The following is a 19,540-nucleotide window of genomic DNA, read 5'->3' on the forward strand; positions in this document are numbered from 1 at the left end:
CCCATGAGCGGACAGGCCGTGTTCTCCGACCCGCGGGCCAGCCGGAGGTTGAACCTTTCTGCGGTGGTGGCTTCGGTCGGGGTTGCCGTGATTCTGGTGGGGCTCAAACTATGGGCGCTGGGGGAGACGCAGGCGCTGTCGGTTGCGGCGTCTCTGGCCGACAGCGCGCTGGACCTGATGGTCTCGCTGGCGGCACTGGCGGCGGTCCTGTACGCGGCGCGACCTCCCGATCAGGATCATGCTTTCGGGCATACTGCCGCCGAGGACCTGGCCGCGTTGGGGCAATCGGTTTTCATCCTGATCTCTGCCGGGGCGATTGCCGTCGCGGCGCTCCTGCGGGTGAGCGACCCGTCGCCCGCCCCGCTCCGCGCCGAGGGGCGCGGCATGGTGGTCATGGGTGCGTCGATCCTGCTGACACTGGCGCTGGTGCTGTGGCAGCGCCGGGTGGCGCGGCGGACGGGCAGCAAGGTCGTGGCAGCCGATTCGCTGCATTATCTTGGAGATCTCGTCCCCAATATCGGGGCTTTGGTGGCGTTGTGGGTCTCTGCCCGCTACGGGCTGGTGCGGTTCGACAGTATCGTGGCGCTGGGCGCGGCGGGGATGCTGGCGGTCGGGGCGCTGGGAATTGGCCGACGGGCCTGGGATGCCCTGATGGACCGTGCGGCCCCCGATGAGATCGTCGCCCAGGTTGCGGCACTGGCCGAAAATCAGCCGGGCGTGTTGGGCTACCATGATCTCAAGACGCGGGTGGCAGGGTCACGCCTGTTCGTGAATTTGCATATCGAACTGGACGGGGCCCAGAGTCTGCACGAGGCCCACGCCATCGGGGCGACGCTTAAGCACAAGATAATACAGATTTTCCCAGGGGCCGATGTCATCATTCATTTCGATCCTGCGCGGCGCTGGAATGCGGTTTCCGACGATGGGCGGGGGGCCTGATTTGCGGCGAACGGGCATCTCCGTCAGCCGCGTTCCGTCGAATCCGATCCTTTGTGGGCGGGTGTCAGCGGCGGGGGCAAGGCGCTGCCCGTAGCCAGGCCGGATTTTCGTTTGCCCGAGACATCGGGTGGATAACCACAGGGTGTTTTGACAACGGTTCGGCCGACGTCCCTTCAGGGCGTGCCCACCCGGCGGGCCCTGTCTCCTGGCGCAGGGCCGGCCCTGCGTCCCGGTGAGAAGGCAGAATGGTCAGGTTTGAGAGTCGCGCGGCCGTACCGCGATCTGCCGTTTCAGAAAGGCAAGACCGAACATCCCCGTCATCACCAGGACGATCGTTGGTGCGGGCGCGCTGTCGAGGTGAAAGCTCAGGTAGGTTCCCCCCAGCATCGCGCTCAGGCAGACGGCCACTGCCACGGCCATCATTCGGGCAAAGCTGCGCGCCAGCAGGAAGGCGATTGCCCCCGGTGCGATCAGCAGCCCGATCGCAAGGATCAGCCCCACCGCCGAGAGTGTCGCCACTATGGTCGCCGACAGGGCCGCCAGAAGCCCGTAATGAAGCCACCCCACCCGCAATCCGCAGGCACGGGCCTGTGCCGGGTCGAAGGCGTGCAGCAGCAGGTCTTTCCATTTCAGCAAAAGCGCGGCGGCAACCCCGACCGAGATCGCCCCGGCAGTACGCATCTCGTGCGGTTCCACCCCCAGCATGTTGCCAAACAGGATGTGGTCAAGATGGATGTTGGTGTCGATCGCGACATACATCACAAGGCCCAGTCCGAACATGCCCGAAAAGACCACGCCCATCACCGTGTCTTGCCGGACCCGGCTGTTTTCGGCCAGGTACCCGGTGGCCGTGGTGCAGACCATTCCGGCGGCAAAGGCCCCAAGGATCAGCGGCAGCCCCATCACATGGGCCAGCACGATTCCCGGCAGGACCGCGTGGCTGACCGCGTCTCCCATCAGTGCCCAGCCCTTGAGCACCAGAAAGCAGGACAACAGCGCAGTGGGGACCGCCACCATGGCGGAAATCAGGAAGGCGTTCTGCATGAAGGGAAACTGGAACGGCATCAGCACGGTTTCGATCATCGGGCGTCTCCGTTCAGCGCCGCGCGCCCCTGGCGGCGATGGGCCAGAAGCCCGTGTTTGGGTGCCAGCACGAACACCGCCAGAAACAGCAGGGTCTGGAATGTGACGATGATGCCACCGGTTGCGCCGTTGAGGAAATAGCTGGCATACGCCCCGGCAAAGCTTGTCCCCGCTCCGATCGCGACCGAGGTGGCGACGAGGCGCGGAAAACGGTCGCACAGCAGGTAGGCCGTCGCGCCCGGTGTGACGACCAGCGCGATGACCAGAAACGCCCCCACGGTCTGCATGGCCGCCACCACCGAGGCCGAAAGCATCACGAAGAAAACGGCTTTCAGCAGCCCTGTCCGCAGCCCGATGGAGCGTGCGTGGGTTTCGTCGAAGAAGGTCACCATCAGGTCTTTCCATCTGGCCAGAAGTACTGCCAGCGACACCCCCCCGATGATCGTCAGTTGCAGCGTGTCTTCGGGTGTGATGGCCAGGATGTTGCCCATCGTGATGGTTTGAACGCTGACCGAGACCGGGCTGACCGAAACCATGAACAACCCTAACCCGAAGAATGACGTGAAGATCAGCCCGATGATGACGTCCACCTTCAGCCCGGAACGATCCGAAAGAAACAGCATCGTCCCCGCCGCCAGTCCGCCGGCCAGGAATGCCCCCAGGGCGAAGGGCAGGCCCAGCATGTAGGCCCCCGCGACCCCTGGCACCACCGCGTGCGAGAGCGCATCCCCGATCAGCGACCAGCCCTTGAGCATCAGGTAGGCCGACAGGAACGCGCAAACCGCCCCTACCAGCGCCGAAACCCACATCGCGGTGGTCATGTAGCTGTAGGCAAACGGTTCCAGCAGGATCATGGCTGACCCTCGGCGGTGTGTGTCTTGTCGCCGTATTGCACGAAGGGGCGTTCGTCATCGGTGAGGATGGTTACCCGGCGCGGGTCGCCATCATCGTGCAACTCCGTCCCGCCAAGGGTGACGTGGCGCAGAACGCCACCAAAGGCGCGTTCGAGGTTTTCGCGGGTGAAAGTGGTTGCCGTCGGGCCGTGGGCCAGTACCGTGCCCTTCATCAGTACCGTCCGGTCACAGAACTCGGGTACGGAGCCGAGATTGTGGGTGGAAACCAGCATCACCCGCCCTTCGTCACGCAGAGCGCGCAGCAAGGTGACGATTTGCTCTTCGGTCTTGACGTCGACACCGGTGAACGGTTCGTCCAGCAAGATCACCTGCCCGTCCTGCGCCAGGGCGCGGGCCAGGAAGACACGCTTGCGTTGACCGCCTGACAATTCCCCGATCTGGCGGTGGCGAAATTCTTGCATGCCCACGCGTTCCAGGGCGGCGTCCACGGCCGCGCGGTCGGCGGTGCGGGGACGCCGCAGCAGGCCCATACGCCCGTAGCGCCCCATCATCACGACGTCCTCGACCAGGACGGGGAAGCTCCAGTCGACCTCCTCGGACTGCGGAACATAAGCCACGATATTTTCGCGCAGGGCCTGTTTTACCGTGCGGTCCAGCAGGCGGATCTCCCCCCGTGTGGCAGGCACAAACCCCATGATCGCCTTGAAGAGAGTCGATTTTCCCGCCCCGTTCACGCCCACCAGCGCGGTAACCGTGCCGCGCGGGATCGCGAAGCTGGCCCCGCGCAGGGCGGTGTGTCCGTTTCTATAGGTCACCGTGACATCACGGGCCAGGAGCCCGGCGGGACCGTTTGCGACGGGCTGTGCGTTTTGCGCCTGTCGGTTGAACATGCCCGCTCCTAGTTTTGTGCGCTCAGCCCGGAAACGACAGTCTGGGCCGTAACGCGCAGCAGGTCCAGATAGGTTGGGACCGGGCCGTCCGTTGTGCTGAGCGAGTCGACATAGAGCACCCCCCCGTAGCGTGCCCCGGTCTCACGGGCGACTTGCTTGGCGGGTGCGGTGTTGACCGTGCTTTCACAGAAAACGACCGGAATGTCATGTGCCCGCACGCCATCTATCACCGCGCGGACCTGTTGTGGCGTGCCGGTCTGGTCGGCGTTCATCGGCCAGAGGTAAAGTTCTTTCAGTGCGAAATCCCGTGCAAGGTAGCCGAAGGCGCCTTCACAGGTGACCAGCCAGCGCCGGTCTTCGGGGATGGCGGCAACCTGTTCCTTCAGCGGTTCCAGCGTGGCGCGCAGCTGTGCCTTATACGTGGCGGCGTTTGTGGCGTAAGTTTTCGCGTTGGCCGGGTCGTGGGTGGAAAAGGTGCGGGCAATGTTGTCGATGTAGATCACCGCGTTTTCCAGCCCCATCCATGCGTGGGGGTTCGGCTTGCCCCCATAAGCCCCCTGCGCGATCGGGATCGGGACGATCCCGTCCGAAAGCGTTGCCGAGGGCACGTCGCCAAGATTTTTCAGGAATTGTTCGAACCACAGTTCAAGGTTCAGCCCGTTCCACAAGATCAGATCTGCATCGCTTGCCCGTACGATGTCGCGTGGGGTGGGTTCGTAGCCATGAATTTCCGCGCCGGGCTTGGTGACGGAGACAACCTCTGCCGCGTCGCCGGCCACATTGGCGGCCATGTCGGCGAGTACCGTGAAGGTCGTGACGACCTTCATCTTGTCCTGGGCCGCGGCGGGCAGGGACAGCGCGGCGACCAGCCCGATCATTGGGGTGAGGGTGCGAAGGCGGAGAAGCATTGGAATCCATGACATATGAGGGTTGAGACACAGTATTTGAAAATGAGAGGCAGTCGCAAGTAGAATCTCGCGGCCCAATATCGCCACTGCAATCGGGGCATTCCGGCAATGACGTTTGATATCCGGGAAATGTTGAGACCGGGGATATGTCCGGTCCACCGGCACAAGATTGCCGCAAACGCCGGACCATTGCCGGGGCGATTCCGTGCGGGTCTGTGCCAGGTGGAGATTCGCGGACAAGAATCTTGCTGCGCAAAGCCCGGTCACGGTCTTGGCAGTTCCGCATGGTTCGCTGGCGTAAAGATCACGCCTATACCCGGTCAGGGGCGGGGCGGCGGCTGGCAAACATGTGTCAGGTCACGGCGGGCCGGCCTTTGCCGGCCCGCCAAGGGTGTCAGACGAAAAACTGCCCGCCATTCGCGGAAATGGTGGAGCCGTTCAGGAAAGCCGCGTCTTCGGAGGCAAGGAATGCCACGCAGCGTGCGATTTCGGCGGGCGCGCCCAGGCGACCGGCGGGAATTTGGGAAATGATCGCCTCGCGCACCTTTTCCGGTACCGCCATCACCATTTCGGTGGCGATGTAACCCGGACAGATCGCGTTTGCGGTGATGCCGTAGCGCGCACCCTCCTGCGCCAGAGATTTGACTATACCCAGGTCGCCCGCCTTGGTGGCGGCATAGTTCACCTGCCCGAACTGGCCCTTTTGCCCGTTGATCGAACTGATCACCACGATGCGGCCGAACTTGCGCTCCCGCATGCCGGGCCATACCGGGTGCACGGTGTTGAAAACGCCGGTCAGGTTGGTGTCGATCACCTCCTGCCACTGCTCGCGTGTCATCTTGTGGAAGGGGGCATCGCGGGTGATGCCCGCGTTGGCCACCACCACGTCGATGGGGCCGAGATCGGCCTCGATCTTCGCGGCGCCTGCCTTGCAGGCGTCATAATCGGCCACCGACCACTTGTAGGTCGGGATACCGGTTTCGTCGGTAAACTTGCGGGCCGCCTCTTCGTTTCCTGCGAAGTTTGCCGCCACGGTATAGCCGGCCTCTTTCAGGGTTTTGCTGATGGCGGCGCCGATGCCACGAGTACCACCAGTAACGAGTGCAACTTTAGCCATGATTCCTCCGGAAGCGAAAATATGCGTATCGGTAATGTTGGTACGAAATACAATTCGGGTGCGCAATAATATTGCGCACCCGGCTGCGTTTTTCGTTACGGACGTTCAAGGCACATCGCCACGCCCATGCCGCCGCCAATGCACAAGGTGGCAAGACCCTTCTTCGCGCTGCGACGCTTCATTTCGAACAGCAGGGTGTTCAAGATGCGCGCCCCAGAGGCCCCGATCGGGTGACCGATGGCAATGGCGCCGCCATTCACATTCACGATCTCCGGGTTCCAGCCCATATCCTTGTTCACGGCGCAGGCCTGTGCGGCGAAGGCCTCGTTGGCCTCGACAAGGTCGAGATCTCCGACAGACCAGCCGGCCTTTTCCAGCGCCTTGCGCGAGGCCGGGATAGGCCCGGTGCCCATGATCGACGGGTCCAGTCCGGCGGTGGCGTAAGAGGCGATGCGTGCCAGCGGTTCCAGTCCGCGCTTTTCGGCGTCTTCGGCGCGCATCACCAGAACACCGGCGGCCCCGTCGTTGAGGCCGGAGGCGTTCGCGGCCGTTACGCTGCCGTCCCTGGTGAAGGCCGGGCGCAGCTTTTGCATCGCCTCCAGAGTGGCGCCGTGCCGGATGTACTCGTCCGCGTCCACGACCGTCTCGCCCTTGCGGTGCCTGACAGTGACGGGCACGATCTCATCGGTGAACTTGCCGGCCTTTTGGGCGGCCTCGGCCTTGTTCTGGCTGGCAACGGCGAATGAGTCCTGCATTTCGCGGCTGATCTGCCATTGCTCGGCGACATTCTCGGCGGTCTGGCCCATGTGGTACCCGTTGAAGGCATCCCACAGGCCGTCCCTGATCATCGAGTCGATGAACTTCATGTCGCCCATCTTGTGGCCCGCGCGCAAATGCGCCACATGGGGCGACAGCGTCATGTTTTCCTGCCCGCCGGCGGCGACGACCGCGGCGTCGCCCAGTTGCACGTGCTGTGCGGCCAGGGCCACGGCCCGCAGGCCGGAACCACAGACCTGGTTGATGCTCCAGGCCGCGGCTTCGGTGGGCAGCCCGGCATTGATATGGGCCTGACGCGCGGGGTTTTGCCCTTGGCCGGCGGTCAGCACCTGGCCAAGAATCGTCTCCGAAACTTCCGACTTGTCGATCCCTGCCCGGGCGACCAGAGCCTCCAGCACGGTTCGCCCCAGCTCATGGGCGGGAACGGTGGCGAAAGAACCGTTGAAACTGCCGACCGGGGTCCGCGCGGCCGAGACGATCACAACATTGGTCATGGGTGTTTCCTTTTGCCCGTGTGTTCTACGCCCCGGACTATAGGCGAGCCATGCCCGAAAGGCACCCATTCTTTCTGCGCATGCAAAATCAGGCCCGCAGTTGCTCACGTGTGGCCAGCCAGGGCGGTGACAGTGTGGGCGCGGCGAATGCATATCCCTGCAGGCAGTCGACCCCCGCATCGATAAGGTAGGCCGCATCGATGGATTTTTCGACATTCTCGGCCACGGTCAGCATGTCGAGCTGCCTTGCGATGGACAGGATCGCCCCGGTCAGGACCTGGTTGTCCGCATCGGCGTGGATGTTCTGGATGAACTGGCCGTCGATCTTGAGGATGTCGAAATAGAAGTTGCGAAGATAGCGCAGTGCGGTGTACCCGGCGCCGAAATCGTCCAGCGCAAACGCAATGCCCCGCGCCTGCAGGTCGCGCATGAAGACGGAGACGAGGTCAGGCACCGTCATTGCGGAGCTTTCGGTGATTTCAAGGATCAGCCGTTCTGCGGCTGTGGGGTCGATGGCCAGCCCGCGGTTGAGCGTTTTCATCCAGTCCGGGTAGGCGATGGACCGGGCCGAGAGATTGATCGAGAGGCGCAGATCGGGTGTTTCCGCCAGCGCGCGCAACCCCTTTTCAAGGGCGAGGCAGTCGATCCGGCGGCCGATTTCGGTGGTTTCGACGCTGTCGATGAAATGGCGCGCCGGGATGGCCCGGCCCTGCGTATCGAAAACACGGACGAGCCCCTCATAAAATGCGATATATCCTTCGCCCGCGGTAACCACCGGCTGGTAGGCGAGGGTGACGTCCTTGCGGGATACCGCCTCCCGAACAAGGCGCGGGGCGTCGGCCGCGCGCAGGGCGTTGGCCACATCCAGCGGGCTTTCACCGCCGACGGGGAAAGAAGAATCTTCAGGCAAGTTCATTGGCTGCCTCCATCGTGAGCACGGGGCAGTCTGCGCGCCGGCATTTAACAAATGGTCAAAGGCGCAGGTTTTCCAGCACGCTGCGGGCTTTGGCGCTGTTCCAGTCGACCGGGGCGGGCAGACGGGCCACCTCCTTGCCCTCAGGCGTCAGGATCACGGTCAGGGGGATGGTCTTGACCGCCATCGCGGCGGCGAATTTCCCATGCGGGTCGCGCCATTGCGGCAGGTGGCGCAGGCCGAGCTGCCTGAAAAGCCGGGTGATCTGGGCCGGGTCGTGGGGGCCTGCGGCAACGGTCAGCACCGTGATATCGGGGCGCGCGACCTGAAGGGCCTCCAGCCCGGGCAGTTCCTCCCGGCAGGGGGCGCACCAGGTTGCCCAGAATGTCAGGATCACCCATTTGCCGTGAAAGTCAGATATCCCCGCGGTCGCGGACTCGCCTTGCAGAATGGCATCGGGGACCGGGCGTGGGGTGTCGTGCACCTCCAGGCGGTCCCAATTGTCGGCATGTGCGCCATTTGCACCGAGGGCAAGGGCCGTGTAGAGGACAAGCAACCGAACCAGACGCATATTCCCTCCGAGGGCAACCACAATGACCAACGACCAATCCAACGCCATGTGGGGCGGACGCTTTGCCGCCGGCCCCGACGCCATCATGGAAGCTATCAACGCTTCGGTCAGTTTTGACAAGCGTCTTGCCGCGCAGGATATCGCGGGCTCACGCGCGCATGCCGCCATGTTGGCCGAGACCGGAATCCTGAGCCCCACGGACGCGGAGGCGATCCGCAACGGCCTGTGCACGGTTCTGTCGGAGATCGAGGCCGGAGACTTCGCCTTTTCAACGGCGCTGGAAGATATCCACATGAATGTCGAGGCCCGGCTGAAAGACCTGATCGGCGAAGCCGCCGGGCGTTTGCATACGGCGCGTTCGCGCAATGATCAGGTGGCGACCGATTTCAGGCTTTGGGTCCGCGATCAGATCGACGCGGCCATGAGCGGGCTGGAGGCGCTGATCCGTGCGTTGCTGGCACAGGCCGACGCCGGGGCGGATTGGGTCATGCCCGGGTTCACTCACCTGCAAACCGCCCAGCCGGTAACCTGGGGCCACCACATGATGGCCTATGTGGAAATGTTCGGCCGTGATATGTCGCGGTTTGCCGATGCGCGGGTGCGGATGAACGAATGCCCCCTTGGTGCGGCCGCGCTGGCGGGAACGTCCTTTCCGATCGACCGGCACATGACGGCACGGGCACTGGGTTTCGACCGGCCCGCGGCCAACAGCCTCGATGCGGTCAGCGACCGCGACTTTGCGCTGGATTTCCTGTCATGCGCGTCGATCTGCGCGATGCATCTGAGCCGTCTCGCCGAGGAACTGGTGATCTGGTCCTCCGCCCAGTTCCGGTTCGTGGCGTTGTCCGATCGGTTTTCGACGGGGTCCTCGATCATGCCGCAAAAGAAGAACCCCGACGCGGCGGAACTGATTCGCGCCAAGATCGGGCGCATCTTCGGGGCCAACGTGGCGCTGATGACGGTGATGAAAGGGCTGCCGCTGGCGTATTCCAAGGACATGCAGGAGGACAAGGAACAGGTCTTCGATGCGGCAGATACCCTGATGTTGGCGCTGGCTGCAATGGAAGGCATGGTCCGGGACATGACCGCGAACCGTCCGGCGCTGGAGGCCGCAGCGGCCAGCGGGTTTTCCACCGCGACCGACCTGGCGGATTGGCTGGTCCGCGCGCTCAACCTGCCGTTCCGTGAAGCCCATCACGTCACCGGAACGCTCGTCGCCCTGGCAGAGAAGAGGAATTGTGACCTGCCCGATCTCCGGCTGGAGGATATGCGGGCCGTTCACCCCGGCATCACGGCAGAGGTTTTCGGCGTTTTGGGGGTGCACAATTCGGTGGCGAGTCGCGTAAGCTACGGCGGGACCGCGCCTGAACAGGTGCGCACGCAGATCGGCCGTTGGAAAGAGAGGTTGGGGTGAGGGCATTCGTTTTGATCGCCGTGTTGGGGCTTGCGGCCTGTGCACAGCCTTCGGGCCATGTTGGCGTTGCGCCGGATGGCAAGGCGTCGGGGGCGGTGCGCAGCGGCCCGGCTTCGGCCGGGGTGGGCCCGAACGGGGCCAATGCCTCCGTCAAGGTGGTGGATACGCCCACCACCGACGTCACCGTGGGTACCGGCGGCGCGGGCGTCTCGGTGCGGCCGGCCGGTTCGCCGGTCGGGGTTGGAATCGGACCGGGAGGGCTGAGAGTTGGGTTCTAGGCTGATTGCACTGGCACTGGTTGCCGTTCTTGCCGCCTGTGGGGTGGATGGCCCGCCCCAGCGTCCGGCTGCGGAGCCCGGACTCACCGTTTCCGGGACCGTGGAAATGGGCGTTAGCGGGGGGAATTGATGCGGTATGTGTTCCTGGGGCTTGCGGTCTGGGGCGCGGTGCACCCGATGTATTATTTCGTCTCATGGCTGGCGGCCAACGGCTGGGATTTCGGTGCCATGATCGATGCCTGGTATGTCAACGACAGCACCACCGGCCTGACATGGGATCTGACCATCGCTGCGATCGCGCTGACGCTCTGGGTGCTGACGGAAAGCGTCACGCGCCGGAACTGGCGCGGGCTCTGGGCCATCCCGGCCACTTTTGGTATCGGCCTGTCCTGTGGTCTGCCGCTTTATCTTTTCCTGCGTTCCCGTCCGGAGAGCTGATGGATCACTTTCTCTATCGCGACGGCGTCCTCCACGCCGAGGACATCCCCCTGCCGGACCTGTCCGCGCAGACGGGCACGCCGTTCTACGTCTATTCCGCCGCCACGCTGACCCGTCATTTCCGCCTGTTCGACGAGGCGCTGGAAGGGATGGAGCATCTCGTCTGTTATGCGGTCAAGGCCAACTCCAATCTCGCGGTGCTCAGGCTTCTGGGGGGGCTGGGCGCGGGGGCGGATGTCGTTTCGGGCGGTGAATACCGCAAGGCCCGCGCAGCGGGCATCCCCGGAGAGCGTATCGTCTTCTCCGGTGTCGGCAAGACGCGCGAAGAAATGCGCCTTGCCCTGGGCGAAGGCATACGCCAGTTCAACGTCGAGTCCGAACCGGAGATGGAGGCCCTCAACGCTGTTGCCCTGTCGATGGGCACCCGCGCACCCGTGGCGCTGCGCATCAACCCGGACGTGGACGCGAAGACCCACGCGAAGATTTCCACCGGGAAGTCAGAAAACAAGTTCGGCATCCCGATTTCCCGGGCGGGTTCCACCTATGCCGCAGCCGCGGCCCTGCCGGGGCTGGAGGTGGTGGGCATCGACATGCACATCGGCAGCCAGTTGACGGACCTTGCCCCCTTCGAACAGGCGTATACCAAGCTTGCGGCGCTGACCCGGACCTTGCGCGGGGACGGGCACCGGATCGTCCGGCTCGATCTTGGCGGCGGGCTGGGTATCCCTTATGAACGGTCGAACTCCGCACCGCCCCTGCCGGTGGAATATGGCCATATGGTTCGCCGGGTGCTTGGCGACACCGGATGCGAGATATTGATTGAACCGGGGCGCCTGATCGCGGGCAATGCCGGGGTGCTGGTGGCACGGGTGATTTACGTGAAGCACGGAGAAGACCGCGACTTCCTGATCCTGGATGCGGCAATGAACGACCTGATTCGTCCGGCCATGTACGATGCCCACCATGATATCGTGCCGGTGGTCGAACCCGAACCCGGGGGCGACAGTGTCACCTATGACGTGGTCGGACCGGTGTGCGAAACCGGCGACACTTTCGCCCGGCAACGCCGCCTGAAACCGCTGAAGGAAGGGGATCTGGTCGCTTTCCGCTCTGCCGGGGCCTATGGGGCGGTCATGGCGTCGGAATACAACAGCCGTCCTCTGGTCCCCGAGGTGCTTGTCAGCGGGGATCACAGCGCCGTCATCCGCGCGCGCCCGTCCTTTGAAGAAATGCTGAACCGAGATACCATTCCCGAGTGGCTCTAGCCGCCGCCATCGGGAGGAACTATGACCGGACGGCCCCCCCAGCCCGATCCGACGATGCGCTTGCGCTGGCCGTTGCGTGCGACCTGGGCCGGGCTGCTGGCAGAGCGGCTGACCCGTGCATTCTGGCCGGTCTGGACCGTTCTGCTGGCTGTTATCGCGGGTCTTGCGCTGGGCCTGCCCCAGACGCTTGCGCCCCGGGTCGCAATGGCGGGGATGGTCGGGGCCGGGGCTGCCGGTCTCGTCGCTTTGGGCTGGGGGCTGTGGCGGTTTCGCTGGCCCCGCATGTCCGAAGCCTGTGCCCGCCTCGATGCGGCGCTGCCCGGACGGCCCCTTGCCGCGCTGGCCGATCGTCAGGAGGCGGGCGCCGACGATGTCGGGGCACAGGCTGTCTGGCATGCTCATCTGGTTCGCATGACCGGGCGGCTGGCGCAGGCTCGTGCGGTGCCGCCCGATCTGAGACTTTCGCGCGCGGACCCTTTCGCATTGCGTTATGTCGCCCTGACGGCGTTTTTGGTGGCGGCGGTTTTCGGATCGTTGTGGCGCGTGGGGACGGCGGCGGATCTTGTCTCTGGTGAGACCGCTGCGCGGTCGGCCTGGGAAGGATGGGTCGAGCCTCCCGCCTATACGCGCCGCCCGACGATTTATCTCAACGACAGCCCGGGGAGTGCGCTTGATCTGCCGCGGGGCAGCCGGGTGAGTCTGCGGCTCTATGGCGATCCCGGTGCGCTGATTCTGCGCGAGACCGTCTCCGGGCGTGGCGAGGTGGCGGAAACCTTCGTGGTCGTCCGCGCAGGGGAAGTGGCGATCAAGGGGCGGGGGGGGCGGACATGGCAGGTCGGGCTTTTGCCGGACCTGCCGCCTGAAATCCGCCTTGACGGACCGCCGGAGGTGCGTGCGAACGGTGAGATGCGCCAGCGATTCACCGCCCTGGACGACTATGGCGTGGTCTCCGCACAGGCGCGGATCACGCTGGACATGCCGGCAGTGGAGCGGATCCACGGTCTGGTCCCGCCGCCCGATCCGCGCCCGTCGTTGATTCTGGATCTGCCGATGCCGGTGTCCGGAAGCCGGGACGCTTTTACGGAAACTCTGGTGGAAAATCTCTCCCAGCATCCGTGGGCAGGCTTGCCGGTTCAGGTGGTGCTGACGGCGCAGGATGCGGCCGGGCAGGGTGGACAAAGCATGCCCCAGGCGATGGTCTTGTCCGGGCGCCGCTTTTTCGATCCCCTGGCGCGGGCGGTGGCGGAGCAGCGGCGGGATTTGCTGTGGACCCGTGTGAATGGCCGGCGCGTGGTGCAGGTGTTGCGTGCCCTCAGTCACCGGCCCGAGGAGATTTTCCGAGACGATTCCACCTATCTGCAACTGCGCGTTGCCCTTCGGCGGCTCGACGCGGCCGTGCACGAAGGTCTGACGGCAGAGGTTCAGGATGAAATCGCTGCCGCCCTGTGGAAGATCGCGCTGGAGATCGAACTCGGCGATCTGTCCGATGCCGAGCAACGCCTGCACCGCGCCCAGGACCGTCTTTCCGAGGCGATTCGAAACGGGGCCTCGGATGCCGAGATCGCGGAGTTGATGCAGGAATTGCGCGAGGCCTTGCGCGATTATGCCCGGCAGCTGGCCGAACGCGCCGACCCCGATACACAGCGTGCCGAAACCCCGCCGGGGCAGGAGATTACCGGCGAACAGATGCAGCAAATGATGGATCAGTTGCAGCGCCTGATGGAAGAAGGCCGTATGGCCGAGGCCGAGCAACTTTTGAACCAGCTTCGCCAGATGATGGAAAACCTGCGTGTCACGCAGAACCCCGGGGGCGGTGAACCCCCTGGCCGGCAGGCGATGGAAGGGCTGGGCCAGACCCTGCGTGGCCAGCAGGAGTTGAGCGATGATGCCTTCGGCCAGCTGCAGAATCGCTTTGGTCCCGGCGCACAATCCGGGGATCCGGAAGGTCTGGCCGAAAGGCAACGCGGCCTGCGCCGGGAACTGGACGAACAGATGCACAACCTTCCCGGTCTTGGCGAGTCAGACGGCGCGCGCGAAATGCGCGAGGCGCTGGACCGTGCCGGGCGTGCCATGGACGATGCGGAGCGTGCCTTGCGTGACGATGATCTGGCTGGGGCGCTCGACCGTCAGGCCGAGGTGCTGGAGGCGCTGCGCGAGGGGATGCGGAACCTTGACCAGGCGCTTGCGCAGGCCGAAAGCGGAGAAGGGGGGCCGCAGGCGGGTGCGCCCGGTCGTGCGGAGCGCGATCCGCTGGGCCGGGAAGGCGGGGGGCGTGGCCAGATCGGTACGAGCCGTGAAATGTTGCGCGAAGACATCGCCCCAGGCAACCGGGCGCGCGCGTTGCAAGAGGAAATCCGCCGCCGTTCGGGTGAGCGGGAGCGGTCGGAGACCGAACGCGACTACCTTGAGCGGCTCCTGGAGCGTTTCTAGCCCCCGCCACCCCTCTTCACCACGTTCTCCAGCGCCCTGTGCAGTGCCTGACGCGTTTGCCCGACGATTGTGGTGTAACTGTCCAGGGTCTGGGCGGCCTCGGGCCGTGCGGCACGGATTTGTGGCGCGAGGATATACACGCCCAAAGCCAGCGCCGCCACGGCCAGTGTGCCCCAGAAACCGATGGCAAAACCCGGTGGGTCTCCGGGGGCTGGCGGTTTGGCCGGCAGTTGCACCTTCGGCGGCGGTGTGTCTTCGGGGCGGGGCGGGGTTTGTGCGCGGGCGCGCTGTTCGTATGCGACCTCTTCGCGCAGGATATTCAGCACCGACTCGTCGATCTTGCGGGCGGCAGGGGCGGGCTGGTGCCAGGCATGGGCGCAGGCGGAACACTTGACCTTCCGCCCGCCGACCGGGATGGCGCGATCCTCGATCTGATAGCGCGCCCCGCATTTTTCGCAGGTCAGTTCCATAATGCCCCCCCGAACCGGTGCCTGTGCCGGATTTGCCTAGTGCTTTTATCAGCCCCGGACGCGATACAAAAGCCGCCCGATTGCAACCGGCCCGCAGCTGGGGCAAAAGATGGCCACCGGCGTGTCCGCCCAGACCAAGGAGACCCCCATGGCCCATGCACTGCAATGGCTGCGCTCGCTTCTTTTCGTTGGGCAGATGTATCTGGCGATGCCCGTTTTCGGGCTGGTTCTGGCGCCCTATGTGCTTTTGCGGCGGGATGGTGTCTTTCACGCGGTTCACATCTACTGCCATTGGGTGCGCTGGACCGCGCGCTGGATGGTTGGCCTGAGGTCGGAGGTGCGTGGTACGCCCCCTGCGGGGGAAGTTCTGATCGCCTCCAAACACCAGTCTTTCTTCGATATCATCTTGCTTGTCAGCGTGACGCCGCACCCGCGTTTCATCATGAAGCAGTCGCTGAAATGGGCGCCAGTCCTGGGCTGGTATGCGATGCGGCTGGGCTGTGTGCCTGTGGATCGAGGCAAGCGTGGGGCGGCGATCGCCGAGATGGTCAAGCGGGTTGCCGAAGGGCAGGAGCGGCCCGGCCAACTCATCATTTACCCGCAGGGGACGCGCGTAGCCCCCGGTGTGCAACGCCCCTACAAGATCGGGACGGGTGTTTTATACGCGCAGTTCGGGCAGGATTGCCTGCCCGCCGCAACCAATGTGGGCGTGTTCTGGCCGCGCACGGGCATCTATCGCAAACCGGGGCTGGCAGTGGTGGAGTTCCTGCCGGTCATTCCCGCAGGCAAGCCGGTGGATACCTTCATGAGCGAACTGGAGGAGGCTGTGGAAAGCGCCTCGAACCGGCTGATGGCCGAGGCAGGCTTTCGCGGTTAACCCTTGAACGGGGTCATTCCCGCGCGGGCAAGCTCATCCGCGCGTTCGTTTTCCGGGTGGCCGGCGTGACCCTTGATCCACTCCCACGTGACAGAGTGGCGGGCCTGCGCGGTGTCGAGCCGTTGCCACAAGTCCGCGTTTTTCACCGGTTTCCGGGTGGACGTTTTCCACCCGTTGCGCTTCCAGCCGTGAATCCAGCTGGTAACGCCGTTTTTCACATAGGAGCTGTCGGTGATCACGGTGACCTTCGAAGGCCTTGAAAGCGCCTCCAGCGCACGGATTGCGGCCAGAAGTTCCATCCGGTTGTTGGTGGTGTCCGGTGCGCCGCCTTTCAGCATACGCTCTTTCACAACGCGGTCGTTGTCTTTGGCCAGCAGCAGAACGCCCCAGCCGCCCGGTCCGGGGTTTCCGCTACAGGCACCATCGGTATAGGCGAAGAGTTCAGGCATGGGCAAAAATCACGATACGGTCACAGGGGGTGCCGTCATACCCGACCGAGGGCGAGATGTCATCGCTCCTGATCGTGAAGCCTGCGCCGGACAGGTGGCGGCGCAAGTCTGTGGGATTATAATAGGTGTACCTGCGACCCAGCCGGTCGCGGCTTTCTCCCAGGCCGAGTTTCATTGCCAGAACGAAAAGCCCGCCGGAGCGCAATGCCCGGTGGATGGCCTCAAGGTGGGTGCCGAAGGTTGTGCGGGCGGCGTGGAGCAGGCTGAAATGCGCCCAGACACCGTCGAAGGCGTTGGCCGCCGCTAACGATTCGAAGGAGGCCACGCGCGCCGGAACGCCGTAGCGGGTCCGGGTCTCGGCGACCATTTCCGGGCTGGCGTCCAGCGCGGTGACAGTCAGCCCCGCTGCCTGCATTCGTGCCGCGGCCCAGCCGGCGCCGCAGCCAAGATCAAGCGCCGCGCCGCCTTTGGGCAGGGCGGCGATGAAATGCTCAAGATGTGCTTGCGTGGCGGCATCCCGGGTCAGCCCGCCATACCGGGCCGCATGGGCCGCATAAACGGCAAGCGTCTTTTTGTCCGGTCCCGTCACAGAAGGCCGATGAACAGGCAGAGTACGACGATCAGGGTCAGCGGCACCCGCAGTGCCATCCACCAGGGCGGGGCAAGGCCCTGACGCCAGAACAGCCAGTCCAGCCCCAGAAGACCGGCATATCCCGCGATCAGGAACACCAGCGAACTGTCGGGACCGCCGCCGACGGTGAAAAAGGCCCACAATACAGGCAGCATCGACAGAGCATAACCCAGTTGGGCCACCCGCCCCTCGGCGCGTGTGGCAAAGCCCCACAAGACGCCGGACATGAAGGCAAGGACAATCGTGCCGTAGAAGTTCAGCACATACTGCCCCATGAACCGTGGGCCAAGACGGGCGAGGCTCAGGTCATAGGTTTGCGGTATGAGAAGGGTGACCGCGCCCCACAGGAACGGGATCAGCCCGGCAAACCCGAGCAGCAGGGCCGAACGTGGAATTCGGATCATGCTTTCTCCGCGGCAAGACGCAGGGCAAGTCCGGCAAAGGCGGCGGCAAAGGTGCGGTTGAGCCATGTCATCGCCCGCGGACTGCCGAGCAGCCGGTCACGGGCCGTGGCGGCAAACAGCCCGTAGCCCAGGAAGACAATGGCGGTCAGAGCGGTGAAAACCGCGCCAAGGGCCAGCATCTCGGCGGTTGCGGTGGCCGGGTTGCCAGAAAGAAAGGGGGGCAGCAGCGCAAGGAAGAACAGCGAAAGCTTGGGGTTCAGCAGGTTCAGCAGGATACCCCGCAAGGCAATCCTGGAAAACCTGTCATGCCTGCTTTCGGCGCGGATTTTCAGGGTGCCCCTCTGGCGGAGCGTTTGCCACGCGAGGTACAGAAGGTATGCCACCCCGGCGAGTTTGACCGTCTGGAACAGCGCCGCCGAAGAATGCACCAGCGCCGCAACGCCCAGCATCGCCGCCGCCAGGTGTGGCAAAACCCCAACCGTGCAGCCCAGTGCCGCCGGCAGTGCCGCCCGCTTTCCCTGACCCAAGGATATCATCAGAACGTAGAGTACACCGGCCCCCGGTGCCAGCACCACGACAAGTGCCGTCAGCAGGAACTGGGCAGAAATCATCAGGCGGGTTCCCGTACGATACGGGGAATACGGAACTCGATCTTTTCGGTGGCGGTGACAACCTGTTCCAGAGTCAGGTCGAAGCGTTCGCGGAACGCGTCCAGCACCTCTTGCACCAGCACATCGGGCGCGGAGGCCCCCGCGGTCAGGCCGATCGCCGAGCATCCTTCAAGCGCGCGCCAGTCGATATCCGTGGCACGCTGAATCAATTGCGCGTAATCGCAGCCGGCGGCAGCGGCCACTTCGACCAGGCGGCGCGAGTTCGACGAGTTGGGCGCCCCGATCACCAGGAGCGCCTGCACCTTCGGCGCCACCTGTTTGACCGCGTTCTGGCGGTTGGTGGTGGCGTAGCAGATGTCTTCCTTGTGGGGGCCTTCGATGGCGGGGAAGCGGGCCTGCAGCGCCCTGACCACCTCGGCGGTATCGTCGAGGGAGAGCGTGGTCTGGGTGATGAAGGCGAGATGCTCCGGGTTGCGCACCTCAAGCGTTGCGACATCCCCGGGCGTTTCCACCAGCAGGACCTCGCCCTCGGGCAACTGACCCATCGTGCCGATCACCTCCGGGTGGCCCTTGTGGCCGATCATGACCATCTGCTTGCCGTTCTCGTGGTGGCGCGCGGCCTCCAGGTGGACCTTGGACACCAGCGGGCAGGTGGCATCGACATAGATCAGGTTGCGCCGCTCCGCTTCTGCGGGGACCGCCTTCGGCACCCCGTGGGCGGAAAAGATCACCGGGCGATCATCGGGGCATTCGTCCAGATCCTCGACAAAGACGGCGCCCCTTGCGCGCAGCCCGTCCACGACGAACTTGTTATGCACGATCTCGTGGCGGACATAGACGGGGGCCCCCCATTTTTCCAGTGCCATCTCGACGATTTTGGTCGCGCGGTCCACGCCGGCGCAAAACCCGCGGGGTGCGGCGAGGAAAAGGGAGAGTCGGGGTTTGGTCATCGGCAACCTCCTGCTTGGGGAACAGGTAAGCCGAAAGACCTTTCGCGTCCAGCCCCGCCGACACGGGGCGGCAATTGGTCTGGGCGACCGGACCGTGTCTTCTCAGAAATCGTCGGCCTGTTCGGAGTGGGTGTCGGGGCGCGGTTCCCGCGGCGGTCGGCCGATCACGTCTTTCAGTTCGTCCAGTTCGATGAAGTTGTCGGCCTGGCGGCGCAACTCGTCCGCGATCATCGGCGGCGTGCTGCGAATCGTGGAGACGACCGAAACCCGGACCCCCTGACGCTGCAGGCTTTCGACGAGCGGGCGAAAGTCGCCATCGCCGGAAAAGAGAACGATGTGATCCACACGTGGGGCCAGTTCCATGGCGTCTACGGTCAGTTCGATATCCATGTTGCCCTTGACCTTCCGGCGGCCTTGACTGTCGGTGTACTCCTTGGCCGGCTTGGTGACCATCGAGAAGCCGTTGTAATGCAGCCAGTCCACCAGGGGTCGGATCGGGGAATAATCGTCGTTTTCCAGAAGGGCGGTGTAATAGAACGCCCGCAACAGCTTGCCACGACGCATGAATTCCTGCCGCAGAAGCTTGTAGTCGATGTCGAAGCCAAGCGCCTTTGCCGCCGCGTACAGGTTTGATCCGTCGATGAAGAGGGCGAGGCGTTCGTCTCTGTAGAACATTTGTTATCCTTCCGGTAATACCTTTGCCGCCGCTGCCCCGCACCTGCAACAGTTGTATCAGATGCCCAGTTGTCTCAGACGTCTATGAATGTGTATCACTAA

General features: G+C 64.4%; 22 protein-coding genes. 7 read left to right on the forward strand and 15 right to left on the reverse strand.

Annotated features, from left to right (window positions below; all coding sequences use genetic code 11):
* Window positions 1-3 precede the first annotated feature (3 nt).
* Window positions 4-939 carry a cation diffusion facilitator family transporter gene (locus C8N32_RS03355; protein WP_107891065.1) on the forward strand — a complete coding sequence of 312 codons (936 nt, stop codon included), beginning with the start codon at window positions 4-6 and terminating at the stop codon, window positions 937-939.
* A gap of 249 nt (window positions 940-1,188) precedes the next feature.
* Here the strand turns inward: C8N32_RS03355 and C8N32_RS03360 are convergent, their stop codons facing one another.
* The 8 genes from C8N32_RS03360 to C8N32_RS03395 form a co-directional block, all read right to left on the reverse strand.
* Complete coding sequence (locus C8N32_RS03360; protein ID WP_107891066.1) at window positions 1,189-2,022, reverse strand: metal ABC transporter permease; 834 nt, start codon at window positions 2,020-2,022, stop codon at window positions 1,189-1,191.
* Entirely contained in the window at window positions 2,019-2,876 is an 858-nt protein-coding gene (locus C8N32_RS03365) for a metal ABC transporter permease (RefSeq protein WP_107891067.1), read from the reverse strand. Before C8N32_RS03365 ends, C8N32_RS03360 begins: the two co-directional genes overlap by 4 nt.
* Window positions 2,873-3,766, reverse strand: a complete 894-nt coding sequence (locus tag C8N32_RS03370) for a manganese/iron ABC transporter ATP-binding protein (RefSeq protein ID WP_107891068.1) — start codon at window positions 3,764-3,766, stop codon at window positions 2,873-2,875. The genes C8N32_RS03365 and C8N32_RS03370 overlap by 4 nt, the downstream gene beginning before the upstream one ends.
* An 8-nt stretch (window positions 3,767-3,774) precedes the next feature.
* On the reverse strand, window positions 3,775-4,644 hold the full coding sequence (locus C8N32_RS03375) for a metal ABC transporter substrate-binding protein (protein ID WP_242509627.1): 870 nt from the start codon (window positions 4,642-4,644) through the stop codon (window positions 3,775-3,777).
* A gap of 424 nt (window positions 4,645-5,068) precedes the next feature.
* Window positions 5,069-5,791 carry an acetoacetyl-CoA reductase gene (gene phbB / locus C8N32_RS03380; protein WP_107891240.1) on the reverse strand — a complete coding sequence of 241 codons (723 nt, stop codon included), beginning with the start codon at window positions 5,789-5,791 and terminating at the stop codon, window positions 5,069-5,071.
* Window positions 5,792-5,886: 95 nt separating this feature from the next.
* Window positions 5,887-7,062: an acetyl-CoA C-acetyltransferase gene (locus tag C8N32_RS03385; protein WP_107891070.1), complete on the reverse strand. Its 1,176-nt coding sequence runs from the start codon at window positions 7,060-7,062 to the stop codon at window positions 5,887-5,889.
* An 88-nt stretch (window positions 7,063-7,150) separates the two neighbouring features.
* Window positions 7,151-7,978 carry an EAL domain-containing protein gene (locus C8N32_RS03390; RefSeq protein ID WP_107891071.1) on the reverse strand — a complete coding sequence of 276 codons (828 nt, stop codon included), beginning with the start codon at window positions 7,976-7,978 and terminating at the stop codon, window positions 7,151-7,153.
* Between the two features lie 55 nt (window positions 7,979-8,033).
* Window positions 8,034-8,546 (reverse strand): TlpA family protein disulfide reductase, encoded by a 513-nt coding sequence (locus tag C8N32_RS03395; RefSeq protein ID WP_107891072.1) that lies wholly within the window; start codon window positions 8,544-8,546, stop codon window positions 8,034-8,036.
* 22 nt (window positions 8,547-8,568) lie between these two features.
* Here C8N32_RS03395 and argH point away from each other — a divergent pair, with 22 nt between their 5' ends.
* The 5 genes from argH (at window position 8,569) to C8N32_RS03425 (ending at window position 14,371) form a co-directional block, all read left to right on the forward strand.
* Complete coding sequence (argH, locus tag C8N32_RS03400; protein ID WP_107891073.1) at window positions 8,569-9,960, forward strand: argininosuccinate lyase; 1,392 nt, start codon at window positions 8,569-8,571, stop codon at window positions 9,958-9,960.
* On the forward strand, window positions 9,957-10,238 hold the full coding sequence (locus C8N32_RS03405; protein WP_107891074.1) for a hypothetical protein: 282 nt from the start codon (window positions 9,957-9,959) through the stop codon (window positions 10,236-10,238). The genes argH and C8N32_RS03405 overlap by 4 nt, the downstream gene beginning before the upstream one ends.
* A 129-nt stretch (window positions 10,239-10,367) precedes the next feature.
* The gene (locus C8N32_RS03415) at window positions 10,368-10,676 is read left to right on the forward strand and encodes a DUF2834 domain-containing protein (RefSeq protein ID WP_107891076.1); all 309 of its coding nucleotides are present in this window, start codon (window positions 10,368-10,370) and stop codon (window positions 10,674-10,676) included.
* Window positions 10,676-11,941 carry a diaminopimelate decarboxylase gene (gene lysA, locus C8N32_RS03420; protein WP_107891077.1) on the forward strand — a complete coding sequence of 422 codons (1,266 nt, stop codon included), beginning with the start codon at window positions 10,676-10,678 and terminating at the stop codon, window positions 11,939-11,941. Before C8N32_RS03415 ends, lysA begins: the two co-directional genes overlap by 1 nt.
* A 21-nt stretch (window positions 11,942-11,962) precedes the next feature.
* A complete protein-coding gene (locus C8N32_RS03425; RefSeq protein WP_107891078.1) occupies window positions 11,963-14,371 on the forward strand; it encodes a DUF4175 domain-containing protein in 2,409 nt (802 codons plus the stop codon).
* Here the strand turns inward: C8N32_RS03425 and C8N32_RS03430 are convergent.
* Window positions 14,368-14,841 carry a zinc-ribbon domain-containing protein gene (locus C8N32_RS03430; protein WP_107891079.1) on the reverse strand — a complete coding sequence of 158 codons (474 nt, stop codon included), beginning with the start codon at window positions 14,839-14,841 and terminating at the stop codon, window positions 14,368-14,370. The genes C8N32_RS03425 and C8N32_RS03430 overlap by 4 nt on opposite strands.
* 148 nt (window positions 14,842-14,989) lie before the next feature.
* Between C8N32_RS03430 and C8N32_RS03435 the strand changes: the two genes are divergently transcribed.
* Window positions 14,990-15,718, forward strand: a complete 729-nt coding sequence (locus tag C8N32_RS03435) for a lysophospholipid acyltransferase family protein (RefSeq protein WP_107891241.1) — start codon at window positions 14,990-14,992, stop codon at window positions 15,716-15,718.
* Here the strand turns inward: C8N32_RS03435 and rnhA are convergent.
* The 6 genes from rnhA to C8N32_RS03465 all read right to left on the reverse strand — a co-directional run bounded on the left by rnhA (window position 15,715) and on the right by C8N32_RS03465 (window position 19,438).
* Window positions 15,715-16,167: a ribonuclease HI gene (rnhA, locus tag C8N32_RS03440; protein ID WP_107891080.1), complete on the reverse strand. Its 453-nt coding sequence runs from the start codon at window positions 16,165-16,167 to the stop codon at window positions 15,715-15,717. The two genes, C8N32_RS03435 and rnhA, sit on opposite strands and share 4 nt — an antisense overlap.
* Entirely contained in the window at window positions 16,160-16,756 is a 597-nt protein-coding gene (locus tag C8N32_RS03445) for a class I SAM-dependent methyltransferase (protein WP_170106722.1), read from the reverse strand. Before C8N32_RS03445 ends, rnhA begins: the two co-directional genes overlap by 8 nt.
* Window positions 16,753-17,202, reverse strand: coding sequence for a DUF3429 domain-containing protein (locus C8N32_RS03450; RefSeq protein WP_107891082.1), 450 nt, complete (start codon window positions 17,200-17,202; stop codon window positions 16,753-16,755). The genes C8N32_RS03445 and C8N32_RS03450 overlap by 4 nt, the downstream gene beginning before the upstream one ends.
* Entirely contained in the window at window positions 17,199-17,813 is a 615-nt protein-coding gene (locus C8N32_RS03455; RefSeq protein WP_107891083.1) for a LysE family translocator, read from the reverse strand. Before C8N32_RS03455 ends, C8N32_RS03450 begins: the two co-directional genes overlap by 4 nt.
* Entirely contained in the window at window positions 17,813-18,763 is a 951-nt protein-coding gene (gene ispH / locus C8N32_RS03460; protein ID WP_107891084.1) for a 4-hydroxy-3-methylbut-2-enyl diphosphate reductase, read from the reverse strand. Before ispH ends, C8N32_RS03455 begins: the two co-directional genes overlap by 1 nt.
* A gap of 102 nt (window positions 18,764-18,865) precedes the next feature.
* Entirely contained in the window at window positions 18,866-19,438 is a 573-nt protein-coding gene (locus C8N32_RS03465; RefSeq protein WP_107891085.1) for a LabA-like NYN domain-containing protein, read from the reverse strand.
* Window positions 19,439-19,540 lie beyond the last annotated feature (102 nt).

This window comes from Rhodovulum imhoffii (assembly GCF_003046545.1).
Classification (GTDB): domain Bacteria; phylum Pseudomonadota; class Alphaproteobacteria; order Rhodobacterales; family Rhodobacteraceae; genus Rhodovulum; species Rhodovulum imhoffii.

Excerpts from the sequence above, each read along its gene's own strand:
- C8N32_RS03355 (WP_107891065.1), top strand. The coding sequence starts at position 4 with ATGAGCGGACAGGCCGTGTTCTCCGACCCGCGGGCCAGCCGGAGGTTG.
- C8N32_RS03360 (WP_107891066.1), bottom strand. The coding sequence starts at position 2,022 with ATGATCGAAACCGTGCTGATGCCGTTCCAGTTTCCCTTCATGCAGAAC.
- C8N32_RS03365 (WP_107891067.1), bottom strand. The coding sequence starts at position 2,876 with ATGATCCTGCTGGAACCGTTTGCCTACAGCTACATGACCACCGCGATG.
- C8N32_RS03370 (WP_107891068.1), bottom strand. The coding sequence starts at position 3,766 with ATGTTCAACCGACAGGCGCAAAACGCACAGCCCGTCGCAAACGGTCCC.
- C8N32_RS03375 (WP_242509627.1), bottom strand. The coding sequence starts at position 4,644 with ATGATCGGGCTGGTCGCCGCGCTGTCCCTGCCCGCCGCGGCCCAGGAC.
- phbB (WP_107891240.1), bottom strand. The coding sequence starts at position 5,791 with ATGGCTAAAGTTGCACTCGTTACTGGTGGTACTCGTGGCATCGGCGCC.
- C8N32_RS03385 (WP_107891070.1), bottom strand. The coding sequence starts at position 7,062 with ATGACCAATGTTGTGATCGTCTCGGCCGCGCGGACCCCGGTCGGCAGT.
- C8N32_RS03390 (WP_107891071.1), bottom strand. The coding sequence starts at position 7,978 with ATGAACTTGCCTGAAGATTCTTCTTTCCCCGTCGGCGGTGAAAGCCCG.
- C8N32_RS03395 (WP_107891072.1), bottom strand. The coding sequence starts at position 8,546 with ATGCGTCTGGTTCGGTTGCTTGTCCTCTACACGGCCCTTGCCCTCGGT.
- argH (WP_107891073.1), top strand. The coding sequence starts at position 8,569 with ATGACCAACGACCAATCCAACGCCATGTGGGGCGGACGCTTTGCCGCC.
- C8N32_RS03415 (WP_107891076.1), top strand. The coding sequence starts at position 10,368 with ATGCGGTATGTGTTCCTGGGGCTTGCGGTCTGGGGCGCGGTGCACCCG.
- lysA (WP_107891077.1), top strand. The coding sequence starts at position 10,676 with ATGGATCACTTTCTCTATCGCGACGGCGTCCTCCACGCCGAGGACATC.
- C8N32_RS03425 (WP_107891078.1), top strand. The coding sequence starts at position 11,963 with ATGACCGGACGGCCCCCCCAGCCCGATCCGACGATGCGCTTGCGCTGG.
- C8N32_RS03430 (WP_107891079.1), bottom strand. The coding sequence starts at position 14,841 with ATGGAACTGACCTGCGAAAAATGCGGGGCGCGCTATCAGATCGAGGAT.
- C8N32_RS03435 (WP_107891241.1), top strand. The coding sequence starts at position 14,990 with ATGGCCCATGCACTGCAATGGCTGCGCTCGCTTCTTTTCGTTGGGCAG.
- rnhA (WP_107891080.1), bottom strand. The coding sequence starts at position 16,167 with ATGCCTGAACTCTTCGCCTATACCGATGGTGCCTGTAGCGGAAACCCC.
- C8N32_RS03450 (WP_107891082.1), bottom strand. The coding sequence starts at position 17,202 with ATGATCCGAATTCCACGTTCGGCCCTGCTGCTCGGGTTTGCCGGGCTG.
- C8N32_RS03455 (WP_107891083.1), bottom strand. The coding sequence starts at position 17,813 with ATGATTTCTGCCCAGTTCCTGCTGACGGCACTTGTCGTGGTGCTGGCA.
- ispH (WP_107891084.1), bottom strand. The coding sequence starts at position 18,763 with ATGACCAAACCCCGACTCTCCCTTTTCCTCGCCGCACCCCGCGGGTTT.
- C8N32_RS03465 (WP_107891085.1), bottom strand. The coding sequence starts at position 19,438 with ATGTTCTACAGAGACGAACGCCTCGCCCTCTTCATCGACGGATCAAAC.